Origin of the sequence: Mesorhizobium sp. M0761 (assembly GCF_040320205.1) — a bacterium.
Lineage (GTDB): Bacteria > Pseudomonadota > Alphaproteobacteria > Rhizobiales > Rhizobiaceae > Mesorhizobium.
The window spans coordinates 57,626-79,148 of record NZ_JAMYPF010000006.1; the positions used below are offsets into that span (position 1 = coordinate 57,626).

The 21,523-nt window shown below is 64.2% G+C and carries 17 protein-coding genes; 14 read left to right on the forward strand and 3 right to left on the reverse strand.

Annotated features, from left to right (window positions below; genetic code table 11):
• Positions 1–200: 200 nt before the first annotated feature.
• Together NKI32_RS11840 and NKI32_RS11845 are read left to right on the forward strand one after the other, a co-directional pair.
• The gene (locus tag NKI32_RS11840; RefSeq protein WP_353002681.1) at positions 201–2,405 is read left to right on the forward strand and encodes a TonB-dependent receptor; all 2,205 of its coding nucleotides are present in this window, start codon (positions 201–203) and stop codon (positions 2,403–2,405) included.
• 387 nt (positions 2,406–2,792) lie between these two features.
• A complete protein-coding gene (locus NKI32_RS11845; protein WP_353002813.1) occupies positions 2,793–4,076 on the forward strand; it encodes a RhtX/FptX family siderophore transporter in 1,284 nt (427 codons plus the stop codon).
• A gap of 11 nt (positions 4,077–4,087) precedes the next feature.
• Here the strand turns inward: NKI32_RS11845 and NKI32_RS11850 are convergent, their stop codons facing one another.
• The gene (locus tag NKI32_RS11850) at positions 4,088–5,254 is read right to left on the reverse strand and encodes an MFS transporter (protein WP_353002682.1); all 1,167 of its coding nucleotides are present in this window, start codon (positions 5,252–5,254) and stop codon (positions 4,088–4,090) included.
• A gap of 121 nt (positions 5,255–5,375) precedes the next feature.
• On the opposite strand from NKI32_RS11850, the gene NKI32_RS11855 reads away from it, so the two are divergent.
• The 5 genes from NKI32_RS11855 to NKI32_RS11875 all read left to right on the forward strand — a co-directional run bounded on the left by NKI32_RS11855 (position 5,376) and on the right by NKI32_RS11875 (position 12,178).
• A complete protein-coding gene (locus NKI32_RS11855) occupies positions 5,376–7,163 on the forward strand; it encodes an IucA/IucC family protein (protein ID WP_353002683.1) in 1,788 nt (595 codons plus the stop codon).
• Complete coding sequence (locus NKI32_RS11860; protein ID WP_352741754.1) at positions 7,160–8,224, forward strand: GNAT family N-acetyltransferase; 1,065 nt, start codon at positions 7,160–7,162, stop codon at positions 8,222–8,224. The genes NKI32_RS11855 and NKI32_RS11860 overlap by 4 nt, the downstream gene beginning before the upstream one ends.
• Positions 8,221–10,041 carry an IucA/IucC family protein gene (locus NKI32_RS11865; protein WP_353002684.1) on the forward strand — a complete coding sequence of 607 codons (1,821 nt, stop codon included), beginning with the start codon at positions 8,221–8,223 and terminating at the stop codon, positions 10,039–10,041. Before NKI32_RS11860 ends, NKI32_RS11865 begins: the two co-directional genes overlap by 4 nt.
• Positions 10,038–11,372 carry a lysine N(6)-hydroxylase/L-ornithine N(5)-oxygenase family protein gene (locus NKI32_RS11870; protein WP_353002685.1) on the forward strand — a complete coding sequence of 445 codons (1,335 nt, stop codon included), beginning with the start codon at positions 10,038–10,040 and terminating at the stop codon, positions 11,370–11,372. The genes NKI32_RS11865 and NKI32_RS11870 overlap by 4 nt, the downstream gene beginning before the upstream one ends.
• Before the next feature lie 110 nt (positions 11,373–11,482).
• Complete coding sequence (locus NKI32_RS11875) at positions 11,483–12,178, forward strand: aspartate/glutamate racemase family protein (protein ID WP_353002686.1); 696 nt, start codon at positions 11,483–11,485, stop codon at positions 12,176–12,178.
• Between the two features lie 16 nt (positions 12,179–12,194).
• Here the strand turns inward: NKI32_RS11875 and NKI32_RS11880 are convergent, their stop codons facing one another.
• A complete protein-coding gene (locus NKI32_RS11880) occupies positions 12,195–12,383 on the reverse strand; it encodes a hypothetical protein (RefSeq protein WP_352984724.1) in 189 nt (62 codons plus the stop codon).
• A gap of 138 nt (positions 12,384–12,521) precedes the next feature.
• Here NKI32_RS11880 and NKI32_RS11885 point away from each other — a divergent pair, with 138 nt between their 5' ends.
• The 6 genes from NKI32_RS11885 to NKI32_RS11910 all read left to right on the forward strand — a co-directional run bounded on the left by NKI32_RS11885 (position 12,522) and on the right by NKI32_RS11910 (position 18,331).
• Positions 12,522–12,917, forward strand: coding sequence for an AGROH133_08824 family phage infection protein (locus tag NKI32_RS11885; protein ID WP_023736848.1), 396 nt, complete (start codon positions 12,522–12,524; stop codon positions 12,915–12,917).
• A gap of 246 nt (positions 12,918–13,163) precedes the next feature.
• The gene (locus NKI32_RS11890; RefSeq protein WP_023700226.1) at positions 13,164–13,724 is read left to right on the forward strand and encodes a F0F1 ATP synthase subunit delta; all 561 of its coding nucleotides are present in this window, start codon (positions 13,164–13,166) and stop codon (positions 13,722–13,724) included.
• Positions 13,724–15,253, forward strand: coding sequence for a F0F1 ATP synthase subunit alpha (atpA, locus tag NKI32_RS11895; RefSeq protein ID WP_023684101.1), 1,530 nt, complete (start codon positions 13,724–13,726; stop codon positions 15,251–15,253). The genes NKI32_RS11890 and atpA overlap by 1 nt, the downstream gene beginning before the upstream one ends.
• Before the next feature lie 34 nt (positions 15,254–15,287).
• Entirely contained in the window at positions 15,288–16,172 is an 885-nt protein-coding gene (locus NKI32_RS11900) for a F0F1 ATP synthase subunit gamma (protein ID WP_023668672.1), read from the forward strand.
• Between the two features lie 70 nt (positions 16,173–16,242).
• Positions 16,243–17,814, forward strand: coding sequence for a F0F1 ATP synthase subunit beta (gene atpD, locus NKI32_RS11905; protein ID WP_023698224.1), 1,572 nt, complete (start codon positions 16,243–16,245; stop codon positions 17,812–17,814).
• A gap of 109 nt (positions 17,815–17,923) precedes the next feature.
• A complete protein-coding gene (locus NKI32_RS11910) occupies positions 17,924–18,331 on the forward strand; it encodes a F0F1 ATP synthase subunit epsilon (RefSeq protein WP_023668674.1) in 408 nt (135 codons plus the stop codon).
• Between the two features lie 100 nt (positions 18,332–18,431).
• Here the strand turns inward: NKI32_RS11910 and NKI32_RS11915 are convergent, their stop codons facing one another.
• The gene (locus tag NKI32_RS11915) at positions 18,432–19,934 is read right to left on the reverse strand and encodes a mannitol dehydrogenase family protein (protein WP_353002687.1); all 1,503 of its coding nucleotides are present in this window, start codon (positions 19,932–19,934) and stop codon (positions 18,432–18,434) included.
• Between the two features lie 175 nt (positions 19,935–20,109).
• On the opposite strand from NKI32_RS11915, the gene uxaC reads away from it, so the two are divergent.
• Positions 20,110–21,519: a glucuronate isomerase gene (gene uxaC, locus NKI32_RS11920; RefSeq protein WP_023732975.1), complete on the forward strand. Its 1,410-nt coding sequence runs from the start codon at positions 20,110–20,112 to the stop codon at positions 21,517–21,519.
• Positions 21,520–21,523 lie beyond the last annotated feature (4 nt).

Below are 21,523 nucleotides of genomic sequence, written 5' to 3' on the forward strand. Positions count from 1 at the left end.
GCGCCGTTCATGTACCCGGCTCCCATCCGTTCGCTGACTAATCCTGATTTGAAAAGCCACAAAATAAATGTTGACTCGTTTTATCATGAATTATAACTGGGCCTTTCCGCTCTGGCGCTGGGGACCAGGGCATAGATGGGGACAGCATGCGCAGATTTTTCAGTACGCTTCTTTGGTCATCGGCTTTGGGTTCGTCGATTATGGCAGGCGCGGCATTTGCCCAGGAAGCCGCTCCGACGGACCAGCAGGGAGCCACCGTGCTCGATCAGATACTGGTCACCGGCCGCAATGAAAGGTCGATTTCCAGCGTCGCTCAGTCTGTCCAGGTCGTGGAACAGGAACAGGTCGAGGAAGCCGCGCAGGAAAATATCGACGCCGCGACCCTGATCAGCCGCATCGTCCCCGGCTACGCGCCACGCAACCAGACCATTTCCGGCGCTTCGGAAACCTTCCGCGGGCGCAGTCTTCTCATCATGGTCGACGGTGTGCCGCGCAACACACCGCTGCGGGACGTCTCACGCATCCTGTCGATGATCGACCTGAATTCGGTCGAGCGCATCGAAGTCATCAATGGCGCGTCCAGCCTTTATGGCGCCGGCGCCACCGGCGGCACGATCAACTTCATCACCAAGCGCGGCGACAGCGACAAGCCGAAGGTGACGGTGCGCACCGGCGTCACCGCCTTCACCGAAAACCCCGGCAAGTCGGCCGGGCCAAGCACCAGTGTCTCGGTCGAGGGCAAGAAAGGCGATTTCGACTATTTCTTCTCGGCGTCCGGTGATCTGTCGCGCCGCACCTATGCCGGCCACGGCAACGAGATGGCTTCGGACGCCATGCTTGGGCAAGGCGGCGGCGACCGCACCGGCACGGGCAATCTCTTCGGCGTGGCCGGCTACCAGTTCGATTCCAGGCGCTTCGAGGCCAGCGTCGACTGGACCTATGCCAACCAGAAGCCGGACTGGTTCACCGATTACACGACCAATCCCGTCTCCCCGGATTTCGGCGATCCCTATGAAGGCAAGCCGCTGAAGGAAGATTCGAAATATCTGACCGCCAAATACACCGACAGCGACTTCGCGCTCGGAAACCTGGAGGTCAAGGCGTTCTACAACGACATCTTCAAGCAGTCGCCCTTTACCAAATTCTCGGCCGTCAACAGCCAGGTGTATTTACCGACGAACCCGACGCGGCCGGTGATCCTGCCGCCGGGTACGGACCCGACCGCCGACTTCAACCAGACGGCGCTGCAATCGCGGCGCAGCGGCGTCAACCTGACCGTCAACACGCCGATGGACTTTATCACTCAGGGCAGCACGCTGACCTGGGGCGCCGACTACGTCTTCGATGCCACCGATCAGCAGCTGACCAACGGTCAGGACGCCATCTCGCCCACGACCCAGAACTCGGTCGCCTTGTTTGCGCAGGGCGAAATTCCGGTGACGGATCGCTTTCGCATCAGCGGCGGCGCGCGCTACGACCAGTTTTATCTCAACGTTGAAGACTTCACCCGGCCTGCCGCTGCCGTTCTGCTAGGCCGGAACATTATCGGCCTGCCGGCGATCCAGGTGACCGGCGGCTCGTTCGACTACGACGCCGTCACCTTCAACGCCGGCGCCGTCTACGATCTGACCGAAAGGATGCAGCTTTTCGGCAATTTCTCGCAAGGCTACAGCCTGACCGACATTGGCGGCTTCACCCGCCGGGCCGGGTTGAACTCCAACGCCGAAACCTGCGACGCCTATGGCACCGCCATCCGGCCGCTGCTGCCGTGCACCAACGCGCCGGATTACGCGATCAGCTATGCCGATATCGCGCCTGAACCCCAGCTGGTGAACACCTGGGAAGCCGGTCTGCGCGGCGATTGGGGCGACTATCGCGGCGGCGTCAGCACCTATCTGTCGACCTCGGACAACGGCGTCAGCTACGACATCGTCAACAACCGGGTGTCGCAGCAGAAGGAACGTATCTGGGGCGTCGAAGCCAATCTCGAGGCAGACCTCAGCGGCATGTTCACGCTGGGCGGATCGGTCGGCTATGTCGAAGGCAAATACGACGCGGATCGCGACGGCCACATCGAAGCGAACGAGTATCTGCCGAACAACCGTGTCCCCTCGACCTACAAGGGCCTGGTCTATCTCACCACCCGTTTCGAGAACGAGCTGACCCTGCGCAGCGAGTTGGAGCTGTTTTCCGGACGCGACCGCATCGCCACCCAGGAACTGGACGGTGCAGCACTGGTCAATCTCGCCGTCTCGAAGACGTTCGGCAATGAAAGCGTGCTGAACCTTGCCGTGCGCAATGTGTTCGACACCTACTACATCAACCCTTCCGCATCGGCGACCCGCGGCGCCGACGTTCCGGGTCTGGGACGTTCGGTTGCGTTGTCCTACCAGATCACATTCTGAGGGGCGGCGGTGGCGGTGTCTCTCCAACGAAACGGTGCATTGGTCTCGCTGCTGGCAGAAGCGCCAGCCGATCCGGCGGATGGCGCGCGCTATATCGAGGCGCTCGGCCGCCTTTCGCAGGAACGGGAGCCGTTCGTGCTCCTGGTCGATATCCGCATCGAGATCGCGCTGAGCGACGCCCAGCGCAAGGCGCAAAACCTCTGGTACAAGGCGGAACGCGAGCAGCTCGAAAAAGCCTGCCGCGCCTGTGCGCTGGTGCGCACCGCCGTCGACGAGAACATGCAGCGCATCTGGCAAAGCCTGTTCGGCTTTCCAGTGCTCGTCACCCGCAGCCGGGCGGAGGCCGGCGCCTTCCTGAACGGGTTACGCACCGAAGGATTATGTCAAATGAGCGCCGACGCAGACCGGCCGGCGCCCGCCGGGCTTTCGCGCCTGCGGCTTTTCGTCGTTCTCGCCTGCCTTTATCTGGCGCAGGCCATCCCGAGCTATCTGTTTGCCGCGACGATCCCGCCGATCCTGCGCGAGCAGGGCGTGTCGCGCACCGCCATCGGCATGATGGCGCTGCTGATGCTGCCGCTGGTGCTGAAATTCCTGTGGGCGCCGCTGGTCGATCACTTTCGGCCAGTGGCCCGCGCCCATCGCGCCGGCTGGGTCATCATCACCCAGATCGGCGTCATCGCCGGCATCGCGGCCATGCTTTGGATCGAGCCGACCGATGTCGCCGGTATCTTTGCCGTCGGCCTTGTCGTGAGCCTGTTGATGTCGACCCAGGACATCGCCACCGACGGCTACGCGGCCAAATATCTCGACCCGAAGGACAGGCCGATCGGCAATGCGATCCAGGGCGGCGCCGTCGCGCTCGGCGTCGTTCTCGGCGGCACGCTCGGCCTGTTGGCTTATCATCATGCCGGCTGGCAAACCATGGTGGCCATGGTGGCCGCGCTGTCCATCATCCCGCTGGTCGCCGCCTTCGCCATGCGCGAGACCGATCCCGTCGCCAGCGCGCCGCAGGCGGCCATCGACCGCCCCTCGATCCTGCGCTTTCTGCGCCGGCCGGAGGCACGCCAGATCCTGTGGATCGCGCTCATCTACCGCGCCAGCGAGGGGCTGGTGAAGTCGATGGAAGGCTCCTATCTCGTCGATGCCGGCGTGCCGCTCGACATCATCGGTTATCTCTCGGGGGGTGCTGCGCTCACCGTCGGGCTTGGCGGCTCGGCGCTGGCGGCGTGGCTGCTGCACAAGCGCGGCGCCGCCTCGGTGCTCGGCCTGCTCGGCGCGCTGCGCACCATCTGCTTCCTGATCTTCGCGCTGCACGCTTTCGGCGCTATCGCCGGCTTCTGGCCGATCTTCGGCGCCTCGTTCCTGCAGACGCTGGTGCGCTACATGGAGATCGTGGCGCTCTACAGCCTGTTCATGTCCGTGGCGTCGTCGGACCAGCCCGGCACCGATTTCACCATCCTGTCCTGCGCCCAGCTCATCGTCTATCTCGTCGGCTCCATGCTGGCCGGCCGCCTCGCCGACATGCTCGGCTACTCCGCGCTGTTCACCCTGGCGACAGTGCTGTCGGGCATCGCCGTGCTGGCGACCTATCGCATGCTGAATGCCCATTTCGCCGATGCCGCAAAGACCCAGCCAGGAACGTCGATGCCGCTGCCGGAGGTCGCCGAATGAGCGCGGGTTCGCTAGTGCTTATGAACCATGGCTGCAAGACCGGCGGCGGCCAGAGCCAGCGCCGCGCAGCCGGCCAGCGGCGCAAAGGGCCAGAGCGTGAAGGCGAAGCCGCCGGCCAATGCGCCGATGCTCTGGCCGAGCACATGGGTGCTGGTGAGCCAGCCGGCCGCCGCGCCCTGCTCGCCGGGCTCCAGGCGCTTCATCAGCCAGGCGGTGTAGCCGGGTGTAGCCAGGGCAATGCCGGCCGCCGCCACCATCAGGGCTGCAGCCGAGGCGACGTGGCTTGCCGTGACGGTCAGCATCGTCATGCCGCCGCAAACCAGGAGGCATCCGACGACAACGCTGTTGCGCTCGGCCAGCCGCAGGCGCGCCACGACCAGACCCTGAACCAGAACCATGACGACAGCCACCAGCATCAAGGCCAGGCCGGTCACCGTCGTGGCCTGCGTCGCACCAAGGCCAAAACGCTGTTGGACCAGCGGGCCGAGCATCATCTGTGCCTGTCCGAAGCCCAGAGTCAGGCACAAGCCTATCACCAGGCAAGGCAGAGCGCGGCGATCGAAGGGCGATATTCCACGGCCGGCATCAGCCGCCTTGCCGTCGATCTGTCCGCCGCCTGCCTCCTTGCCCGGCGCGAGCCACAGCAACAGCGGGCTGAACAGGAACAGGATGGGCGGCAGCAGCGGCGACAAGACGGCAGCCGTTGCCGCCAGCGCGCCGGCCAGCCGCCCCATGCTGACGCCGGCGCCAAGCAGTCCCAGCGCGGCCTGTCGCCTGTCATCGGCAACCGAGCGGCTGGCCCAGACCTGCGCCGTCGGCATGACGCCGGACGCGGCAAAACCGTACACGGTTCGCGAAAGCATCAGCAAAGCGATGCCGAGCGCGGCTCCCATGCCGGCTATCAGCAGAATGGCGAACACCGCCTGGCCGGCCAGCATGGCGAGGCCGAGCAAGCGCAGCAGCCTGGCATGGCCAAGCCGCTCGCCCATGCGGCCCCACAGCGGCGAGCCGACCAGAAAGGCCGCCGCGCCGACAGCAGTTGCCGCGCCGATGGCAAACGTGTCGAGCCTCAGCCGCTCCATCACCAGGGGAACGAGCGATACGAAGGCCGACTGGCCGAAGCCGATTGCCGAGACCGCGATTGCCAGGCGGCGAAGAAGCGAAGATCGATTTTTCATACTGGTCGTCATAACGCGAAGATTATTTCCTGGTTAGAATAAATAATCAACAGAAATGTTCTAATAACCACAGCGTATAAGATATAATACCACAGTATTGTGTGGATTTATGAGGATGCACATGGAACAAGTAAAACCAGAATCTTCCTCTGCATTAAGCCCGTTCCTCAACGCGTTGCTGCGGGAATGGGATGGCTGGGAATTCGTCGACGCCAGCCAAACCGGGCTGTTTCGGCCGCAGGCGGCCGTGCTGCGTCTGAATTTCCCTGCCTCGCGCGCGGCGGTGCTCGTCGAGGCGCGGCATCGCTCGAAGGTTGGTTACCACGATTTCGCGATGCCGCTCTGGCGCCTCGATATTAGTAGCGAGGGGGCCGATGGCGAGGCGTCCGAGATCGACCTTTTCAGTCTTTTGGCGCTGATCCTGGCGGAGCCTGACATTGCCGGCCGGGCGACAGCGAAAAGCCGACTGACCTTCCTGCGCCGCAGCCTGGCCAGCATCGCCGCAATCGCTGACGCGACTGCGGCGCGTGGATCGTCGCGGCCCTTCTCCGAAGGCGATCCTGATTTCATCGATGCCGAAAGCGCCCTGCGCTTCGGCCATGCCGTGCATCCGGCGCCGATGAGTCGCGAAGAGTTCACGCACACGGATTCCGCGCGCTTCGGGCATGAATACTGCAATGCGTTCAAACTGCGCTGGTGGGCCGTCGACCCGACCATCCTCACTGGGGGCAGCGTCGAGCCGCTAGATGTCACCGAGATGGTCCGCGGGCTTGCCGCCAGCGATCCGCAGCTGCTTGCTCGGGCTGGCAAGCAACAGGGCAAGGTTCTCGTTCCGATGCATCCGTGGCAGGCCGTACGGCTCATGCTGGAAGACCGCGTCGAGCGCCTGTTTTGCGCCGGCCGTATCGTCGATGTTGGGCTCGGCGGACCAGCGTGGCGGGCCACGACCTCGCTGCGCACGGTTCATTCAGCTGAAGCCGAGTGGATGCTGAAATTCTCGCTCAGCCTGCGCCTGACCAATTCCAGGCGCATCGTCGAGGAGCATGAGTGCCGGCGCGGCCTTTCGGTGCACCGGCTGGTCAAGGGCAAGCTCGGCTATGCCTTGCAGCGGCGCTGTCCGACCATGACGGCGCTGGGTGAGCCCGCCTGGTTCGGCCTGCGTGGCGAAGACGGCCGGCTGATGACGGATACCATCGTCTCGTTTCGCGAAAATCCGTTTCGCGGCACGGGCAATCCGCCGGCTGCCGTTCTCGGCGCGCTTTGCGAGCGCCATCCCGGCCGTACCGAAAGCCATCTGTCCGACCTGGTCCACCGTATCGCCCGCGACGAGAAGCGACCTGTCGAGGAAACGGCGCGTTTGTGGTTCGAGCGTTTCCTTCATGCCGCCATCGAGCCGTTTATCGTTGCCTTCTCGGAATTCGGCCTGCTGTTCGGCGCCCATCAGCAGAACCTCGTCGTCGGTCTTTCCGGAGGCTGGCCGAATGCGCTCTATTTTCGCGACTGCCAGGGCACCGGTTATGTCGAGGAATTTCTGCCCAGGCTGCGCGAATTCGTGCCCGAGGCCGGTCAGGCGGGCGATCATGTCTTCCCAGCGGAAGCGGCCGCGAAGCTGTTCGGCTACTATCTGGTCGTCAATGGCGCTTTCGCCGCCGTCGCAGCCCTTGCCGCCGCTGGCCTCACCAACGAAGACGATCTGCTGGCGATATTCCGCCGCTCGCTCGAGCGGCTGGCCGCCACGCCGATGGCTGACCGGTCCTGCGTCGACTATTTGCTCAACGCGCCGACGCTTGCTGCCAAGGGCAATTTCCTGATCGCGCTGCGCGACATCAATGAGAACACCGAGGTGACCGACCCGCTGGCCGGTTACGTCGAGCTTCCCAACCCCCTGCATGTGAGAGAATACGCATGAACATCGAGGCTGCGAAAAACTGGTCACCCGCCACCGTCGCCGGCAACGAAGGATGGCAGCATCTGGCCTCGGCCGCGGAGCCGCTCGCCATCCGTGCCGGCGATGGCCATGTCAGCCTGGTCAACGCTGAGGGAACAGCGGTGGGACAGGCCCGCATCTCCGACGCGGATGGCCGCCTGCTCATCGACGATGTCGCGTTCATTGGGGGCCGCCTCGACCAACCGCAAATCCTGGCAGGTCTCGTCGACGCCGCGCTGCGCCTGCATCCTTCCTTCGACTGCGCCTTCCTGCCGGCGGCCAAGACGCTGTGGCCGGTTTCGGCGCTGGCCACCGAGACGGTTCCGGGTGAACCGGAATGCGCCGTCATCCATCGCTCGGTCCTGCGCCAGCTGCCGCTGCTGTGGCGCAGCCAGGCCTCGCATGTCACCTATCCGGCATTGACGACCGCTATCGGCCCGGAAGACCGGCTGCCGCCATTGCGCCAACCGCGCCCCTGCGGCCCGATGTACGAACGCTGGATTCCGGAAATCGGCGTCACCGTGTCGCTGCGGCCGATCGACCGCCGGACCGATCTCGACCTCTTCCATCGCTGGATGAACGATGGCCGCGTCGCCTTCTTCTGGGAACTTGCCCAGAGCCATGAGGATCTCGACAAATATCTCGCCGAGCAGGAAAGCGATCCGCATATTTTCGGCGTCATCGCCAGCTTCGACGGCGAGCCGACCGGCTATTTCGAGTTCTACTGGGCCAAGGAGGACCGGCTCGGGCCCTATTATGAGCCGCTCGACTGGGACCGCGGCTGGCATGGGCTGATCGGCAATATGCGCCATCTCGGCCGGCCGAAGACGCTGTCACTGTTCCGCTCCGTCACCCACTATCTGTTCCTCGACGAGCCGCGCACGCAGCGCGTCGTCGGCGAGCCACGCGCCGCGCACCAGAAGATGCTGAGCTATTGCGCCGGCGCCGCCTACGACAAGGTCAAGGAGTTCGACTTCCCGCACAAGCGCGCGGCGCTGGTCTGCTGCGAACGCGAGCGCTTCTTCCGCGAGGTGCCGCTGTGACGGTGCAGCAACCGATTGCCAAAGCGAGGGAGGCGACACGCTGGGCCGCGATCAACCGCGACGCCGTCGCCAAGGCCATTTCCGAACTGACCTTCGAGGAGTGCCTGTCGCCGCGCGAGCTTTCGCCCGGCCGATGGGAGCTGACGCCCGGCCCCGGCGTGACCTATCGCTTTGCCGCGACGCGGCGCCTGTGGGGCCAGATCGCCGTCCGTCCGGAGACGCTGACTCGCGACGCCGGCATCGAGCTGCCGGTCGACGATGCGGTCGCCTTCTTCGCCGACGCGCGCGAGACGCTCGGCATGTCGCCGGCAACATTCTGCACCTATGCGAAGGAGCTTTACAACACGCTGATGGCCGACATGCGGATCGCCAAGGCACGCGGCAATCGACCGGCCGCCGATCTAGCCGCGCTGCCGGATACCGAGTTGCAGGCATTGCTCGACGGCCATCCGAAGGCCCCTGCCAACAAGGGACGGCTTGGCTGGGGACGGGACGACTTCGAGCGCTACGCGCCAGAATCGGCCACCGCATTCCAGCTCTTCTGGCTTGCCGCCGCCAGCGATCGCTGCCTGCTGGCGCTTGACTGCGGGCTCGACGAAGAGGCGCTGCTGCAGGCCGCACTCGGCGACTACGAGCGCGCAAGGCTCGAAGCGGCTTTCAGCGCCGCCGGGATCTCGCGATCGACGCATAGGCTGCTGCCGGTCCACCCCTGGCAGTGGCAGGCGATGATCGCCTCGCAATATGGTAGCGAGATCGCCGCCGGCCGGCTGGTGCCGCTTGGCCAGTTCGGCGATCCGTTCCTGCCCTTGCAGTCGCTGCGCACGCTTGCCAATGTGGCACGGCCCGAGGCGCTGCACGTCAAGCTGCCGCTGACCGTCCTCAACACCTCAGCGTGGCGCGGCGTGCCGGGCAAATACATGGCGATCGGCGCCGATCTGTCGCGCTGGCTGGCCACGGTGGCGGCCGCGGACCCGGTGCTCAAGGACGTCAAGGTCTTGCAGGAAGTCGCCGGCGCCTTCTATCCGCATCCGCACTATACCGGCGTTGAAGGCGCGCCCTATCAGTTTTGCGAGATGCTGGGCGCCATATGGCGCGAAAGCCCCGAAAAGGATCTGACAGCGGGCCAGCGGCCGATGATGATGGGCGCCCTGCCGCAGCGCGACGCGCATGGCAGGCCGATCGCCAGCGCCCTGATGGAGCAGTCCGGCCTTGGTCCGGAGGCATGGCTCGATCGCCTGTTCTCCACGGCCTTCGTGCCGCTCTACCACTTCATGTGCCGTTACGGCGTCGGCTTCATCGCCCATGGCCAGAACGTCACCATCATCCTCGACGGAGCGGCGCCTCTCGGCGTGGCGGTCAAGGATTTCCAGGGCGACCTCGATCTCGTCGACCAGCCGTTTCCCGAACTGGCCGGCCTCGACCCCAAAATCCTGTCGACGCTGAAGCGCCGGCCGCCGGCACATCTTCTCCAGCATCTGCAAACGGGACACATCGTCAGCGTTCTGCGCTTCCTGTCCGAGGCGCTGGCCGCCTATGACCGCTTCGACGAGAGGACTTTCTACGCCATCCTGGCCGCCGCCATCCGGCGCTACCAGGCGCAGAACCCTGAGCTGTCGGAACGGTTCGCGCTCTTCGATCTGTTTGCTCCGAAGATCCCACGCATCGCCATCAACAAGGTGCGCTTCGCCATCGGCTACGGCGACAGCGGCGAACGCCCTCTGCCTGACCTTGGCACACCGCTCGACAATCCGCTTAACCCCGAGTCAGCCCGGCGATCTCCCATCAGCCCAGCCAGCTCCATAAGGAGTTCGCCATGACCCATACGCTTGACCTCGCAGGCATCGGCATCGGGCCGTTCAATCTCAGCCTCGCCGCCCATCTCGATGCGGTGGACGGCGTCGAAGCGCGCTTCTTCGATCGGGCGACGCGGCTCGAATGGCACCCGGGCATGATGCTGCCGGGCGTCGAACTGCAGACATCCTTCCTCAAGGATCTCGTCACCGCGACGCATCCGACCAGCCCATGGTCGTTCATGTCCTATCTGGTCGCGCAGAAGCGGTTCTATGAATTCCTCAACGCGGATTTCTCAGCCATCCCGCGGCCGGAATTCGCCCGCTATCTCGGATGGGTCGGCGAGAACTTGTCTTCGCTGAGCTTCGCCAGCGCCGTCGACCGGATCGACTTCGACGGAACGAATTTCAGGCTGCGTATCGGCCGCGAGCAGGTGAACGCGCGCAATCTCGCCATTGCCGTCGGGCTGGTGCCCAACATCCCCCCCTGGGCGCGGGCGGCGGCCTCCGATCAATGCTTCCACAACGCCCAGGCCGCCAACCGCCTCGATCGCCTGAGCGGACAGCGTGTCGCCGTGATCGGCGGTGGCCAGAGCGGCGCCGAAGTGCTTCTGCATCTGATCTCCTCCGACCGCTTCGCCGGCCGCGAAATCGAGTGGATCTCGATGCGGCCGAATTTCCTGCCACTGGACGACTCGCCTTTCACCGACGAACTCTTCACGCCGGGCTATGTCGAAAACTTCCATCGGCTGCCGCAAGGGCGGCGCGAGACGATCCTGGAACAGCAGCTGCTTGCCGGTGACGGCGCATCGACGAGCACGCTGAAGGCGATCTATCGCCAGCTTTACACGCTGCGGCACCTCTCGGAGGAAACGACGGCGGTCAACATGACGCCGCACCGCGAAGTGCTGAACGTGACGCGGGAAGGCAGCGAATACCGGCTGATCATGCGCAACGGCTTCGACGGCGCCATCGAGACGCGCACCGTCGATGCCGTGGTTCTGGCCACCGGCTATGCCTTTGCCATTCCTGATTGCATGGCACCGCTCATGAACAGGATCGCGCTGGACGAGCGCGGTCATTACAGGCTCAACGCCAGCTTCGAGGTCGAATGGGACGGGCCCGACGACCGCCGGATCTACGCACTCAATGCCGGCCGGCTCAGCCATGGCATAGCCGAGCCGCAGCTCAGCCTGATGGCTTGGCGCAGCGCCAAGATCGTCAATTCGCTGCTCGGGCGGGCACAGTTCGATCTCGATCTGCCCGATCCGCCGGTTGCCTGGAGTTCAAGGCACACGACACAAAGCCTGCATCATCTCGGCGCCAATGCGAGGATGACCGAATCGAGCGCGCGGTGATGTTTGTGGAGGCGGGCCGAAGAGCGTGGTACGGCGCGCGTTAAGATTGACATCGACCCGTAAAGCTTTTCTGTGAGAGAGATCGTTCGGTCCTGCTGGAGGCTCTGCGCATGAAAACCCTTGGCCTCATCGGCGGCATGAGCTGGGAATCGACGGCGATCTATTATCGCCTGCTCAACGAGATCGTGCGCGAGCGGCTGAGCGGGCTGCATTCGGCAAAGCTGTTGCTCTATTCCTTCGACTTCGCCGAAATCGCCGACCGGCAGCATCATGGCGACTGGGACAGTGCGGGCGTGCTGCTGGCGGATGCGGCGCGCAAGCTGGAGGCGGGCGGCGCAGAGGGGCTTTTGATCTGCACCAACACCATGCACAAGCTCGCCGACCGGGTGCAGGCGGCGGTGTCGATCCCGCTTATCCACATTGCCGACGCCACGGCAGTCGCGGTCAAGGGCGCCGGCGTCAAGCGGCCGGCGCTGCTGGCGACCCGCTTCACCATGGAGCAGGATTTCTACAAGGGCCGGCTGACGGAGAAATACGGGCTGCAGCCCGTGGTGCCGAACCAGGCCGGGCGCGACATGGTGCACCAGGTAATCTACGACGAGCTCTGCCGGGGCATCGTCAGCGCGGCATCGAAGGCGGCCTATATCGACGAGGTCGCCCGTCTGCGGCGCGATGAGAAGATCGATGGCGTCATCATGGGCTGCACCGAGATCACCATGTTGATTGGCGAGCGCGATTTCGACATTCCGGTGTTCGACACCACGCGCATCCATGCCGAGGCGGCGGTCGCATTCATGCTGCCCTGAAGGGCCAAAACAGAGATCAGGGCTGGGCGGCCACGGCGACATTGCCGCTGCCGACAACTTTCAGCTTCCATCGATCTGCTTCCGTGCCGGCCAGATTGAGGTGCCTGGTCAGGAAATAAGGGCGATCGGTGTCGGGGCCTTTGGCTGTGCAAAACCGGTCCTGCAGATAGGAGGGAGGCGTCGCCTGATAATACAGGTTGGCCACGATGCTGGCCGGACGCGCGCGCGGCCTAAACAGCCTTCCGCTCCTTCACGAATTGCGTGCCAAAACTGCCGCGCGCTTGACTTCTTTTTGCAGCGACATTCAATACATCCGGCATTGCTGTGAGGGGATGAAAGCAAGATGGAATTTGCGTTTCCGTGGCCGACCAGCCAGGGCGAATGGCTGGCTTGGTCCAGCGCCGTCGTCACCTTGGCGCTCGGTCTGCTGTTTTTCCTCGCGCCAGGGCTGGCATTTCGGATTCTGCGGCTGCAGGTCCGGCCCGAAAGGGGAGCGGCAATCGCGGAAGGGCGCGGCCGCATGTCGGGCTTCTATCTCGGCGTCAGCCTGTGCTGCATTCTGTTGGCGCAGCCGTGGCTCTATATGGCACTCGGCTTTTCCTGGCTGTTCACCGCTTTTGGCCGTTTGCTGTCGATGATGTCGGACGGCGCCAACACGCCTTTCAACTGGGCGTCGATCGTCGTCGAACTCGTCCTGGCCGCGTTGCCGCTCGCCTTCGTCTTCGGCTTTCTGCCCTGAATCGGCAGCCAATCCAAAGGCTTCGGTTGAACTCTACGGCCGGATGCGACAATAGTGCCCGAAAAGCATGCGGAACGACGCATTGCGGTCTTAAAAGGCCTGTGCTAGACGGCAATCGACTTTCGGCCGGGGATAGCGGAAGCCGCGCCTCCGTGCTTGGAAAAACTTAGTAAGGTCAAAGATTTAGCCAGAGTTTTTGCTCGCGCCAACAATCTGCGGCCCCTCAGACAAGAGAAAAGACGGTCCGTGGCTCAATCGTCATCGCCAATCTCAGGTGTCGCAGAACGCTACGCGGGTTCGCTGTTCGAACTTGCGCTGCAGTCGAATTCGGTGGCCAAGGTCGAGGCCGACCTCAACAGTTTCGCCAAGATGCTGGATGACAGCGCCGACCTGACGCGCCTCATCAACAGCCCAGTGTTCTCCAGCGAGGACCAGGCCAAGGCAATCGCGTCGATCGCCGACAAGGCCGGCATCACCGGCCTGACCGGCAATTTTCTGCGCGTCGTCGCCCGCAACCGCCGGCTCTTCGCGGTGCCCGGCATGATCAAGGCATTTCGCCGGATTTCCGCCGAACAGCGCGGTGAGACATCAGCGGAGGTCACTTCGGCGCATGAACTGACGGCTGCCCAGCAGACGGAACTCAAGGCCGCGCTGAAAAGCGTCGCCGGCAAGGACGTAGCCATCACTGTTACCGTCGATCCGTCGCTGCTCGGCGGGCTGGTGGTCAAGATGGGCTCGCGCCAGATCGATACGTCGCTCAAAACCAAACTCAATTCGCTCAAGCTTGCACTGAAAGAGGTCGGCTGATGGACATCCGCGCCGCGGAAATTTCCGCAATTCTCAAAGACCAGATCAAGAATTTCGGCAAGGAGGCCGAGGTCTCCGAAGTCGGCCAGGTGCTGTCCGTCGGTGACGGTATCGCTCGCGTCTACGGCCTCGACAATGTCCAGGCCGGCGAAATGGTCGAGTTCCCCGGCGGCATCCGCGGCATGGCGCTCAACCTCGAAGCCGACAATGTCGGCGTCGTCATCTTCGGCGCCGACCGCGACATCAAGGAAGGCGACATCGTCAAGCGCACCGGCGCCATTGTCGATACGCCTGTCGGCATGGGCCTGCTCGGCCGCGTCGTCGACGCGCTCGGCAATCCGATCGACGGCAAGGGCCCGATCAAGGCGACCGAACGCAAGCGCGTGGACGTCAAGGCGCCAGGCATCATCCCGCGCAAGTCGGTCAACGAGCCGATGTCGACCGGCCTCAAGGCCATCGATGCGCTGATCCCCGTTGGCCGCGGCCAGCGCGAGCTGGTCATCGGCGATCGCCAGACCGGCAAGACCGCGATCATCCTCGACACGATGCTCAACCAGAAGGCCGTGCACGACAACGGGCCGGAAAAGGAAAAGCTCTACTGCGTCTACGTCGCCATCGGGCAGAAGCGCTCGACGGTCGCGCAGTTCGTGAAGGTTCTCGAAGAGCGCGGCGCCCTTGAATATTCGATCATCGTCGCCGCCACAGCTTCCGATCCGGCGCCGATGCAGTTCCTGGCGCCGTTCACCGGCGCCACCATGGGCGAATATTTCCGCGACAACGGCATGCATGCGCTGATCAGCTATGACGATCTGTCGAAGCAGGCCGTCGCCTATCGCCAGATGTCGCTCTTGCTGCGCCGCCCGCCGGGTCGCGAAGCCTATCCGGGCGACGTGTTCTACCTGCATTCGCGCCTGCTCGAGCGCGCCGCCAAGCTCAACGACGATCTGGGTGGCGGTTCGCTGACCGCGCTGCCGATCATCGAGACGCAGGCCAACGACGTGTCGGCCTACATCCCGACCAACGTGATCTCGATCACCGACGGCCAGATCTTCCTCGAAACCAACCTGTTCTTCCAGGGCATCCGTCCGGCGGTCAACGTCGGCCTGTCGGTGTCGCGCGTCGGTTCGTCGGCGCAAATCAAGGCGATGAAGCAGGTCGCCGGCTCGATCAAGGGCGAGCTCGCGCAGTACCGCGAAATGGCTGCGTTCGCGCAGTTCGGCTCCGATCTCGACGCCGCCACGCAGCGCCTGCTCAACCGCGGCTCGCGCCTGACCGAACTGTTGAAGCAGCCGCAGTTCTCGCCCCTCAAGGTCGAGGAGCAGGTCACGGTGATCTTCGCCGGCGTCAACGGCTATCTCGACAAGCTGGCGCTGAACCAGGTCGGCAAGTTCGAGCACGGCCTGCTCAGCCATATGCGCTCGGCCGGCAAGGACGTGCTGGACGGCATCCGCAAGGAAAAGGCGCTGTCGGACGATCTGCGCGCCAAGCTGAAGGCCGAGATCGACGCCTTCGCCAAGACCTTCGCTTGAGAAGAAGCCGGACGCTCGGGATCAGGTTTGAAGCATGCCTTCATTAAAAGACCTTCGTAACCGTATCGCCTCGGTCAAGGCGACGCAGAAGATCACCAAGGCGATGCAGATGGTCGCCGCGGCGAAGCTGCGCCGCGCGCAGGAAGCAGCGGAGGCGGCGCGTCCCTATTCCGAGCGGATGGGTGCGGTGCTGGCCAATATCACGCAGGCGATCGGCGGCGGCGGCGATGCCCCGGCGCTGATGACCGGCACCGGCAAGGACGATGTGCATCTGCTCGTCGTCTGCACCGCCGAGCGCGGCCTGTGCGGCGGCTTCAACTCGCAGATCGCACGTCTGGCCCGCGACCATATCCGCCGGCTTCTGGCCGACGGCAAGCAGGTCAAGATCATCTGCGTCGGCAAGAAGGGTTTCGACATTCTGCGCCGAGACTATGCCTCGCTGATTATCGACCGCGTCGACCTGCGCGATGTCAAGAAGCTCGGCTTCGTCAATGCCGATGCGATCGCCCGTAAGATCATCCATCTGTTCGGCGAAGGCGGCTTCGATATCTGCACGCTGTTTTATTCGCAGTTCAAGTCGGTGATCAGCCAGATTCCGACCGCGCAGCAGATCATTCCTGCCGGCGTGGCTTCCGCTCCCGCCGAAGCGACCGCCGGTGGCAATGCCGTCTACGAATACGAGCCGGAGCCGGGCGAGATCCTCACCGATCTCATTCCGCGCAACATCTCGGTCCAGGTCTTCCGCGCGCTGCTCGAAAACGCAGCCGGCGAGATGGGCGCCAAAATGAGCGCCATGGACAATGCAACGCGCAATGCCGGCGACATGATCAACAAACTGTCGATCACCTATAACCGCCAGCGGCAGGCGCAGATCACCAAGGAACTGATCGAAATCATTTCGGGCGCCGAAGCGCTCTAGGCGCGACCGCCAGGAGGTCATCGACCTTCTGATGGAGCGTGAGAAACAAAGGACGAGAAGGGTAAAGACGATGGCGAAAGCAGCGACCCCCGCGAAGACGGCCCCCAAGGCGGCCGCAAAGGCTCCGGCAGCAGCGGCGAAGGCCGCTCCGGCCAAGAAGGCGGCCGCGCCCGCCAAGGCCGCGGCCCCGGCAGTGAAGACGACGAGCGTTGCCGTCAAGAAGACCGGCGCCATCGGCAAGGTTCGCCAGGTCATCGGCGCCGTCGTCGACGTGCAGTTCGGCGATCATCTGCCGGCCATTTTGAACGCCATCGAAACCTCCAATGTCGGCAACCGCCTGGTGCTCGAAGTTGCCCAGCATCTGGGCGAAAACACCGTGCGCTGCATCGCCATGGATTCCACCGAAGGCCTGGTTCGCGGCCAGGACGTCTATGACACCGGCGCGCCGATCACCGTTCCGGTCGGCCCGGGCATGCTCGGCCGCATCATCAACGTCATCGGCGAGCCGGTCGACGAAGAAGGCCCGGTCGACGGCATCGAGATGCGCGCCATCCACCAGCCGGCGCCTACCTATGTCGAACAGTCGACGGAAGCGCAGATCCTGATCACCGGCATCAAGGTGCTCGACCTTCTGGCGCCCTACGCCCGCGGAGGCAAGATCGGCCTGTTCGGCGGCGCCGGCGTCGGCAAGACGGTTCTGATCCAGGAGCTGATCAACAACGTCGCCAAGGCGCATGGCGGCTTCTCGGTCTTCGCGGGCGTCGGCGAGCGCACCCGCGAGGGCAACGATCTTTATCACGAGTTCATCGAGTCCGGCGTCAACAAGAAGGGCGGCGGCGAAGGCTCCAAGGCGGCACTGGTCTATGGCCAGATGAACGAGCCGCCGGGCGCGCGTGCCCGCGTCGGCCTGACCGGCCTGACGGTCGCCGAATATTTCCGCGACCAGGGCCAGGACGTGCTGTTCTTCGTCGACAACATCTTCCGCTTCACGCAGGCCGGTTCTGAAGTGTCGGCGCTGCTCGGCCGTATTCCTTCGGCCGTGGGTTACCAGCCAACGCTGGCCACCGACATGGGTGCGCTGCAGGAACGCATCACCACAACGACCAAGGGTTCGATCACTTCGGTGCAGGCGATTTACGTGCCGGCCGACGATTTGACAGACCCGGCGCCTGCGACCTCGTTCGCCCACCTGGACGCGACGACCGTGCTCAACCGCGCGATCTCGGAAAAGGGCATCTACCCCGCCGTCGATCCGCTCGACTCGACCTCGCGCATGCTCGATCCGCTGGTCGTCGGCGAGGAGCACTATGCCGTCGCCCGCCAGGTGCAGTCGATCCTCCAGCGCTATAAGTCGCTGCAGGACATTATCGCCATCCTTGGCATGGATGAGCTTTCGGAAGAGGACAAGCAGACGGTGGCCCGCGCCCGCAAGATCGAGCGCTTCCTGTCGCAGCCGTTCTTCGTCGCCGAAGTGTTTACGGGTGCGCCGGGCAAGCTGGTCGACCTCGCCGACACAATCAAGGGCTTCAAGGGCCTCTGCAACGGCGACTACGATCACCTGCCGGAAGCCGCCTTCTACATGGTCGGCGGCATCGACGAAGCGGTCGAGAAGGCTCAGCGCCTGGCGGCTGAAGCAGCGTAATCAAGGCAATAGGGAGTAGTCAGTAGTCAGTAGTGAATAGCGGCCGGGTGATCAGGACAGCTGTCCTCTCCCTACTCCCTACTCACTATTCCCTACTCACTAAATTGACATGGCTGAAGCTTTCAAGTTCGAACTGGTCTCGCCGGAGCGCCTCCTGGTTTCCGAGCAGGTCGAGTCCGTCGTCATTCCAGGCGCCGAAGGTGAAATGACAGTCATGGCGCACCATGCGCCAGTCATGACCACGATCAAGCCGGGCGTCGTCACGCTGAAGACCGCCGGCGGCAAGGAAGAACGCTATGTGGTGTTCGGCGGCTTTGCCGACATCGTCCCTGCCGGCTGCACGCTGCTCGCCGAATCGGCGGTCGCCGTCGGCGATATCGACCGCGCCGATCTCGCCCGCCGCATCCAGGAAGCCAAGGAAGACGCCGCCGACGCCAAGGACGACCAGAGCCGCAGCAAGGCGGAGCAGTTCCTTAGCCAGCTTACCACGCTCGAAGGCGCGCTGCTGCCGGCGTAAGCCGCAGAATGACTGGACGTGATCCGAGGGGTCATGGTCGGGCAAAGGTATGAAACAGGCCGGGCTTAAGCCCGGCTTTTTGTATCCGGGCGACGTCAGGTCACCTGGTCTTTCCCGGTATACCCAGTGCCGCGAGCGCGAGCGCCACCCCGCCTTGCAGGATATGCTCGCGATGAGCGGCAACCAGTTCGATCAGCGTCTGGCGGTCGGGGCTGCCGCTGGCGAAGCCGGCGAGGTCAAACACCGTCACCACCCGTTCCAGCGTCGGCTGCGCTCCGAGCGCCGCCAGTGCCGCGTCGAGCGGATCGGTAAAGTGGGCTTCCGGCAGGTCCTTGCCGCGCACCTCGCAGGCGGCGATCCAGGCGGCGATCACCAGCGTCAGATGCTCCGGGACCAGGCCGGCCTGGATGCGCTCGATGGCGGTAGCGACAATGCGTTGCGGCAATTTCTGGCTGCCGTCATTGGCGATCTGCGCCGTGCGGTGGGCCAGCGCTGTGTTGGAGAAACGTTCGGCAAGTTCGGCCGTATAGGCTGAGGTGTCGAGCCCGGCATCCCTAGGCAAGGTCGGGATGGCCTCGGCCCAGAGCCGGTCGACGAACGCGCGGATCGCGGGATCCGCGAAGGCGCGGTCGACCGTGACGTGGCCGCTGAGCAGGCCGATATAGGCGATGCCCGAATGGGCGCCGTTGAGCAGCCGAAGCTTCATGTCCTCGAACGGCCGGACATCCTCGACCATGGTGACGCCGAATTTCTCCCAGGCCGGCCGTCCGGCTGGAAACCTGTCCTCAATCACCCATTGCCGGAATGGCTCGGTCATCACCGGCCAGGCGTCCTCGAGGCCGAGTTCGACCGCGATGCGCGCCCGGTCGGCATCGGTGGTTGCCGGCACGATGCGGTCGACCATGCTCGATGGGAATGCAACGTCATCGGCTATATGACCGGCGAGGGCAGCGTCGCCTGAAGCAGCAGCGCCGGCATCGCGCAGTTTTGCAAACCCGACCAGCAGCCGGTGCAGCGTGGCGCCATTGGCCGGCAGGTTGTCGCAGCAAAGCACGGTGAAGGGCGGCGTGCCGGCGGCCCGGCGTCGCACCAGCGCTTCCGCCAGGAATCCATGCGCTGTCCTGGGAGATCCGGGATTGCCCAGATCGTGGACGATATCGGGATGGTTTTCGTCGAGGCTGCCGTCGGCGGCCCTGAGATAGGCCTTTTCGGTGATGGTCAGGGTGACGATGCGGGTGCGCGGGTCGGTCAGCGCGGCCAGCACCGCGCCGGGGTCTTCCGGCGCGACCAGCATCGACTGGATCGAGCCGATAATGTGCAGCGCTTCGCCATCGCTGCCGCGCACCGCCAGCGTGTAGAGCCCGTCCTGTGGCGTCAGCGCATCGCGCGTGTCGGGGCTGCGCAGCGAGACGCCGACAATGCCCCAGCCGGTTTCGCCGGCCGCTAGGCAGTCATCGACATAGGCGGCCTGATGGGCACGGTGGAAGGCTCCAACGCCGAGATGGACGATGCCTGGGGCGACACTGGCGCGATCATAGGCGGGGACGGCGACCGAGGCCGGCAAGGATTGCACTGTTGCGTTGGAAAGGCGTCTGCTGGTCATGGCGCGGCTTGTCGCTGGATGGTGTGCGGGGCGGGATCTGCTAGCGGCGTAACATCCGCTCTTCCGCCGCACAATGACCTGACGCCGGTTAAAAGTCATCATACAACAATCCAGTTTTTGTATGTTGACATTATTTCTTTCCAATCCTACCGATATCGCCCCTGGGAGGAACGACGTGGCGGGACTGACCGATCCGGATCTGCTTTTTGCCGCCGAAGGGCGCGCGCTGTCGATCGCGCGCGATCTCCATGCCGGCATCAAGGACCTGCCGATCATCAGCCCGCACGGCCACACCGATCCGCGTTGGTATGCGCTCAACGAGCCATTCCCCGATCCCGCGCAATTGCTGGTGGTGCCCGACCACTACATTTTCCGTATGCTGTTCAGCCAGGGCGTGCGGCTGGAAGATCTCGGCGTCCCGACCCTCGACGGCTCGCCGGTCGAGACCGATCCCAGGGCGATCTGGCGGCGCTTCGCCGAGCACTATTACCTCTTCCGCGGCACGCCGACGCGGTTGTGGCTCGACCATGTGCTCGAGCATCTGTTCGGCATCGAAGAGCCGCTCAACGCCGACACCGCCGACCGCCACTACGACACCATCGCCGCCCTGCTGCAGCGCGACGATTATCGTCCACGCGCGCTGTTCGAACGCTTCAACATCGAGGTCATCGCGACGACCGAGGGCGCACTCGACGATCTCCAATGGCACAAGACGATCCGCGACAGCGGCTGGCAGGGCCGCGTCGTCACTGCCTACAGGCCGGATGCCGTCGTCGATCCCGACTTCGAAGGATTTTCTGCCAATCTCGATCGCCTGGGCGAGATCGCCGGCTGCGACACCGGCACATGGGCCGGCTATCTGGACGCGCATCGCCAGCGCCGCGCCTTCTTCAAAAGTTTCGGCGCAACCTCGTCGGATCACGGCCATCCGACGGCCGAGACCGCCAATCTTTCCGATGCGGCGGCGGAAGAGCTGTTCAACCGCATCCGCCGCGGCTCGGACGACGAGCGCGAGCGCAAACTGTTTCGCGCCCAGATGCTGACCGAAATGGCCAAGATGAGCCGCGACGACGGGCTGGTCATGCAGATCCATCCCGGCTCATGGCGCAACCACTCGCCTGGTGTTTTCCAAAAATTCGGCCGCGACAAGGGCTTCGATATTCCGACCCGCACCGACTATGCCGCGGCGCTCAAACCCTTGCTCGACTGCGTCGGGCTGGAGCGCGACCTCTCCATCATCCTGTTCACGCTCGACGAGACCAGCTACGCGCGTGAACTGGCGCCGCTTGCCGGCGTCTATCCGGCGCTGAAGCTCGGGCCTGCCTGGTGGTTCCATGACAGTCCGGAAGGCATGCGCCGGTTCCGCGAGATGACCACCGAGACCGCCGGCTTCTACAACACTGTCGGTTTCAACGACGACACCCGCGCCTTTCCATCCATACCCGCCCGCCACGATGTGGCGCGCCGGGTTGACTGCGCCTTTCTCGCCCGTCTCGTCGCCGAGCACCGGCTGCGTGAGGACGAGGCGCATGAGCTGGCGCGGGAGCTTGCCTACACGCTTGCCAAGAAGGCGTACCGGCTGTGAGCCG

Bases quoted from the DNA above. Each gene is read 5' to 3' on its own strand.
- NKI32_RS11840 (WP_353002681.1), top strand. From the start codon at position 201: ATGGCAGGCGCGGCATTTGCCCAGGAAGCCGCTCCGACGGACCAGCAG.
- NKI32_RS11845 (WP_353002813.1), top strand. From the start codon at position 2,793: ATGAGCGCCGACGCAGACCGGCCGGCGCCCGCCGGGCTTTCGCGCCTG.
- NKI32_RS11850 (WP_353002682.1), bottom strand. From the start codon at position 5,254: ATGAAAAATCGATCTTCGCTTCTTCGCCGCCTGGCAATCGCGGTCTCG.
- NKI32_RS11855 (WP_353002683.1), top strand. From the start codon at position 5,376: ATGGAACAAGTAAAACCAGAATCTTCCTCTGCATTAAGCCCGTTCCTC.
- NKI32_RS11860 (WP_352741754.1), top strand. From the start codon at position 7,160: ATGAACATCGAGGCTGCGAAAAACTGGTCACCCGCCACCGTCGCCGGC.
- NKI32_RS11870 (WP_353002685.1), top strand. From the start codon at position 10,038: ATGACCCATACGCTTGACCTCGCAGGCATCGGCATCGGGCCGTTCAAT.
- NKI32_RS11875 (WP_353002686.1), top strand. From the start codon at position 11,483: ATGAAAACCCTTGGCCTCATCGGCGGCATGAGCTGGGAATCGACGGCG.
- NKI32_RS11885 (WP_023736848.1), top strand. From the start codon at position 12,522: ATGGAATTTGCGTTTCCGTGGCCGACCAGCCAGGGCGAATGGCTGGCT.
- atpA (WP_023684101.1), top strand. From the start codon at position 13,724: ATGGACATCCGCGCCGCGGAAATTTCCGCAATTCTCAAAGACCAGATC.
- NKI32_RS11900 (WP_023668672.1), top strand. From the start codon at position 15,288: ATGCCTTCATTAAAAGACCTTCGTAACCGTATCGCCTCGGTCAAGGCG.
- atpD (WP_023698224.1), top strand. From the start codon at position 16,243: ATGGCGAAAGCAGCGACCCCCGCGAAGACGGCCCCCAAGGCGGCCGCA.
- NKI32_RS11910 (WP_023668674.1), top strand. From the start codon at position 17,924: ATGGCTGAAGCTTTCAAGTTCGAACTGGTCTCGCCGGAGCGCCTCCTG.
- NKI32_RS11915 (WP_353002687.1), bottom strand. From the start codon at position 19,934: ATGACCAGCAGACGCCTTTCCAACGCAACAGTGCAATCCTTGCCGGCC.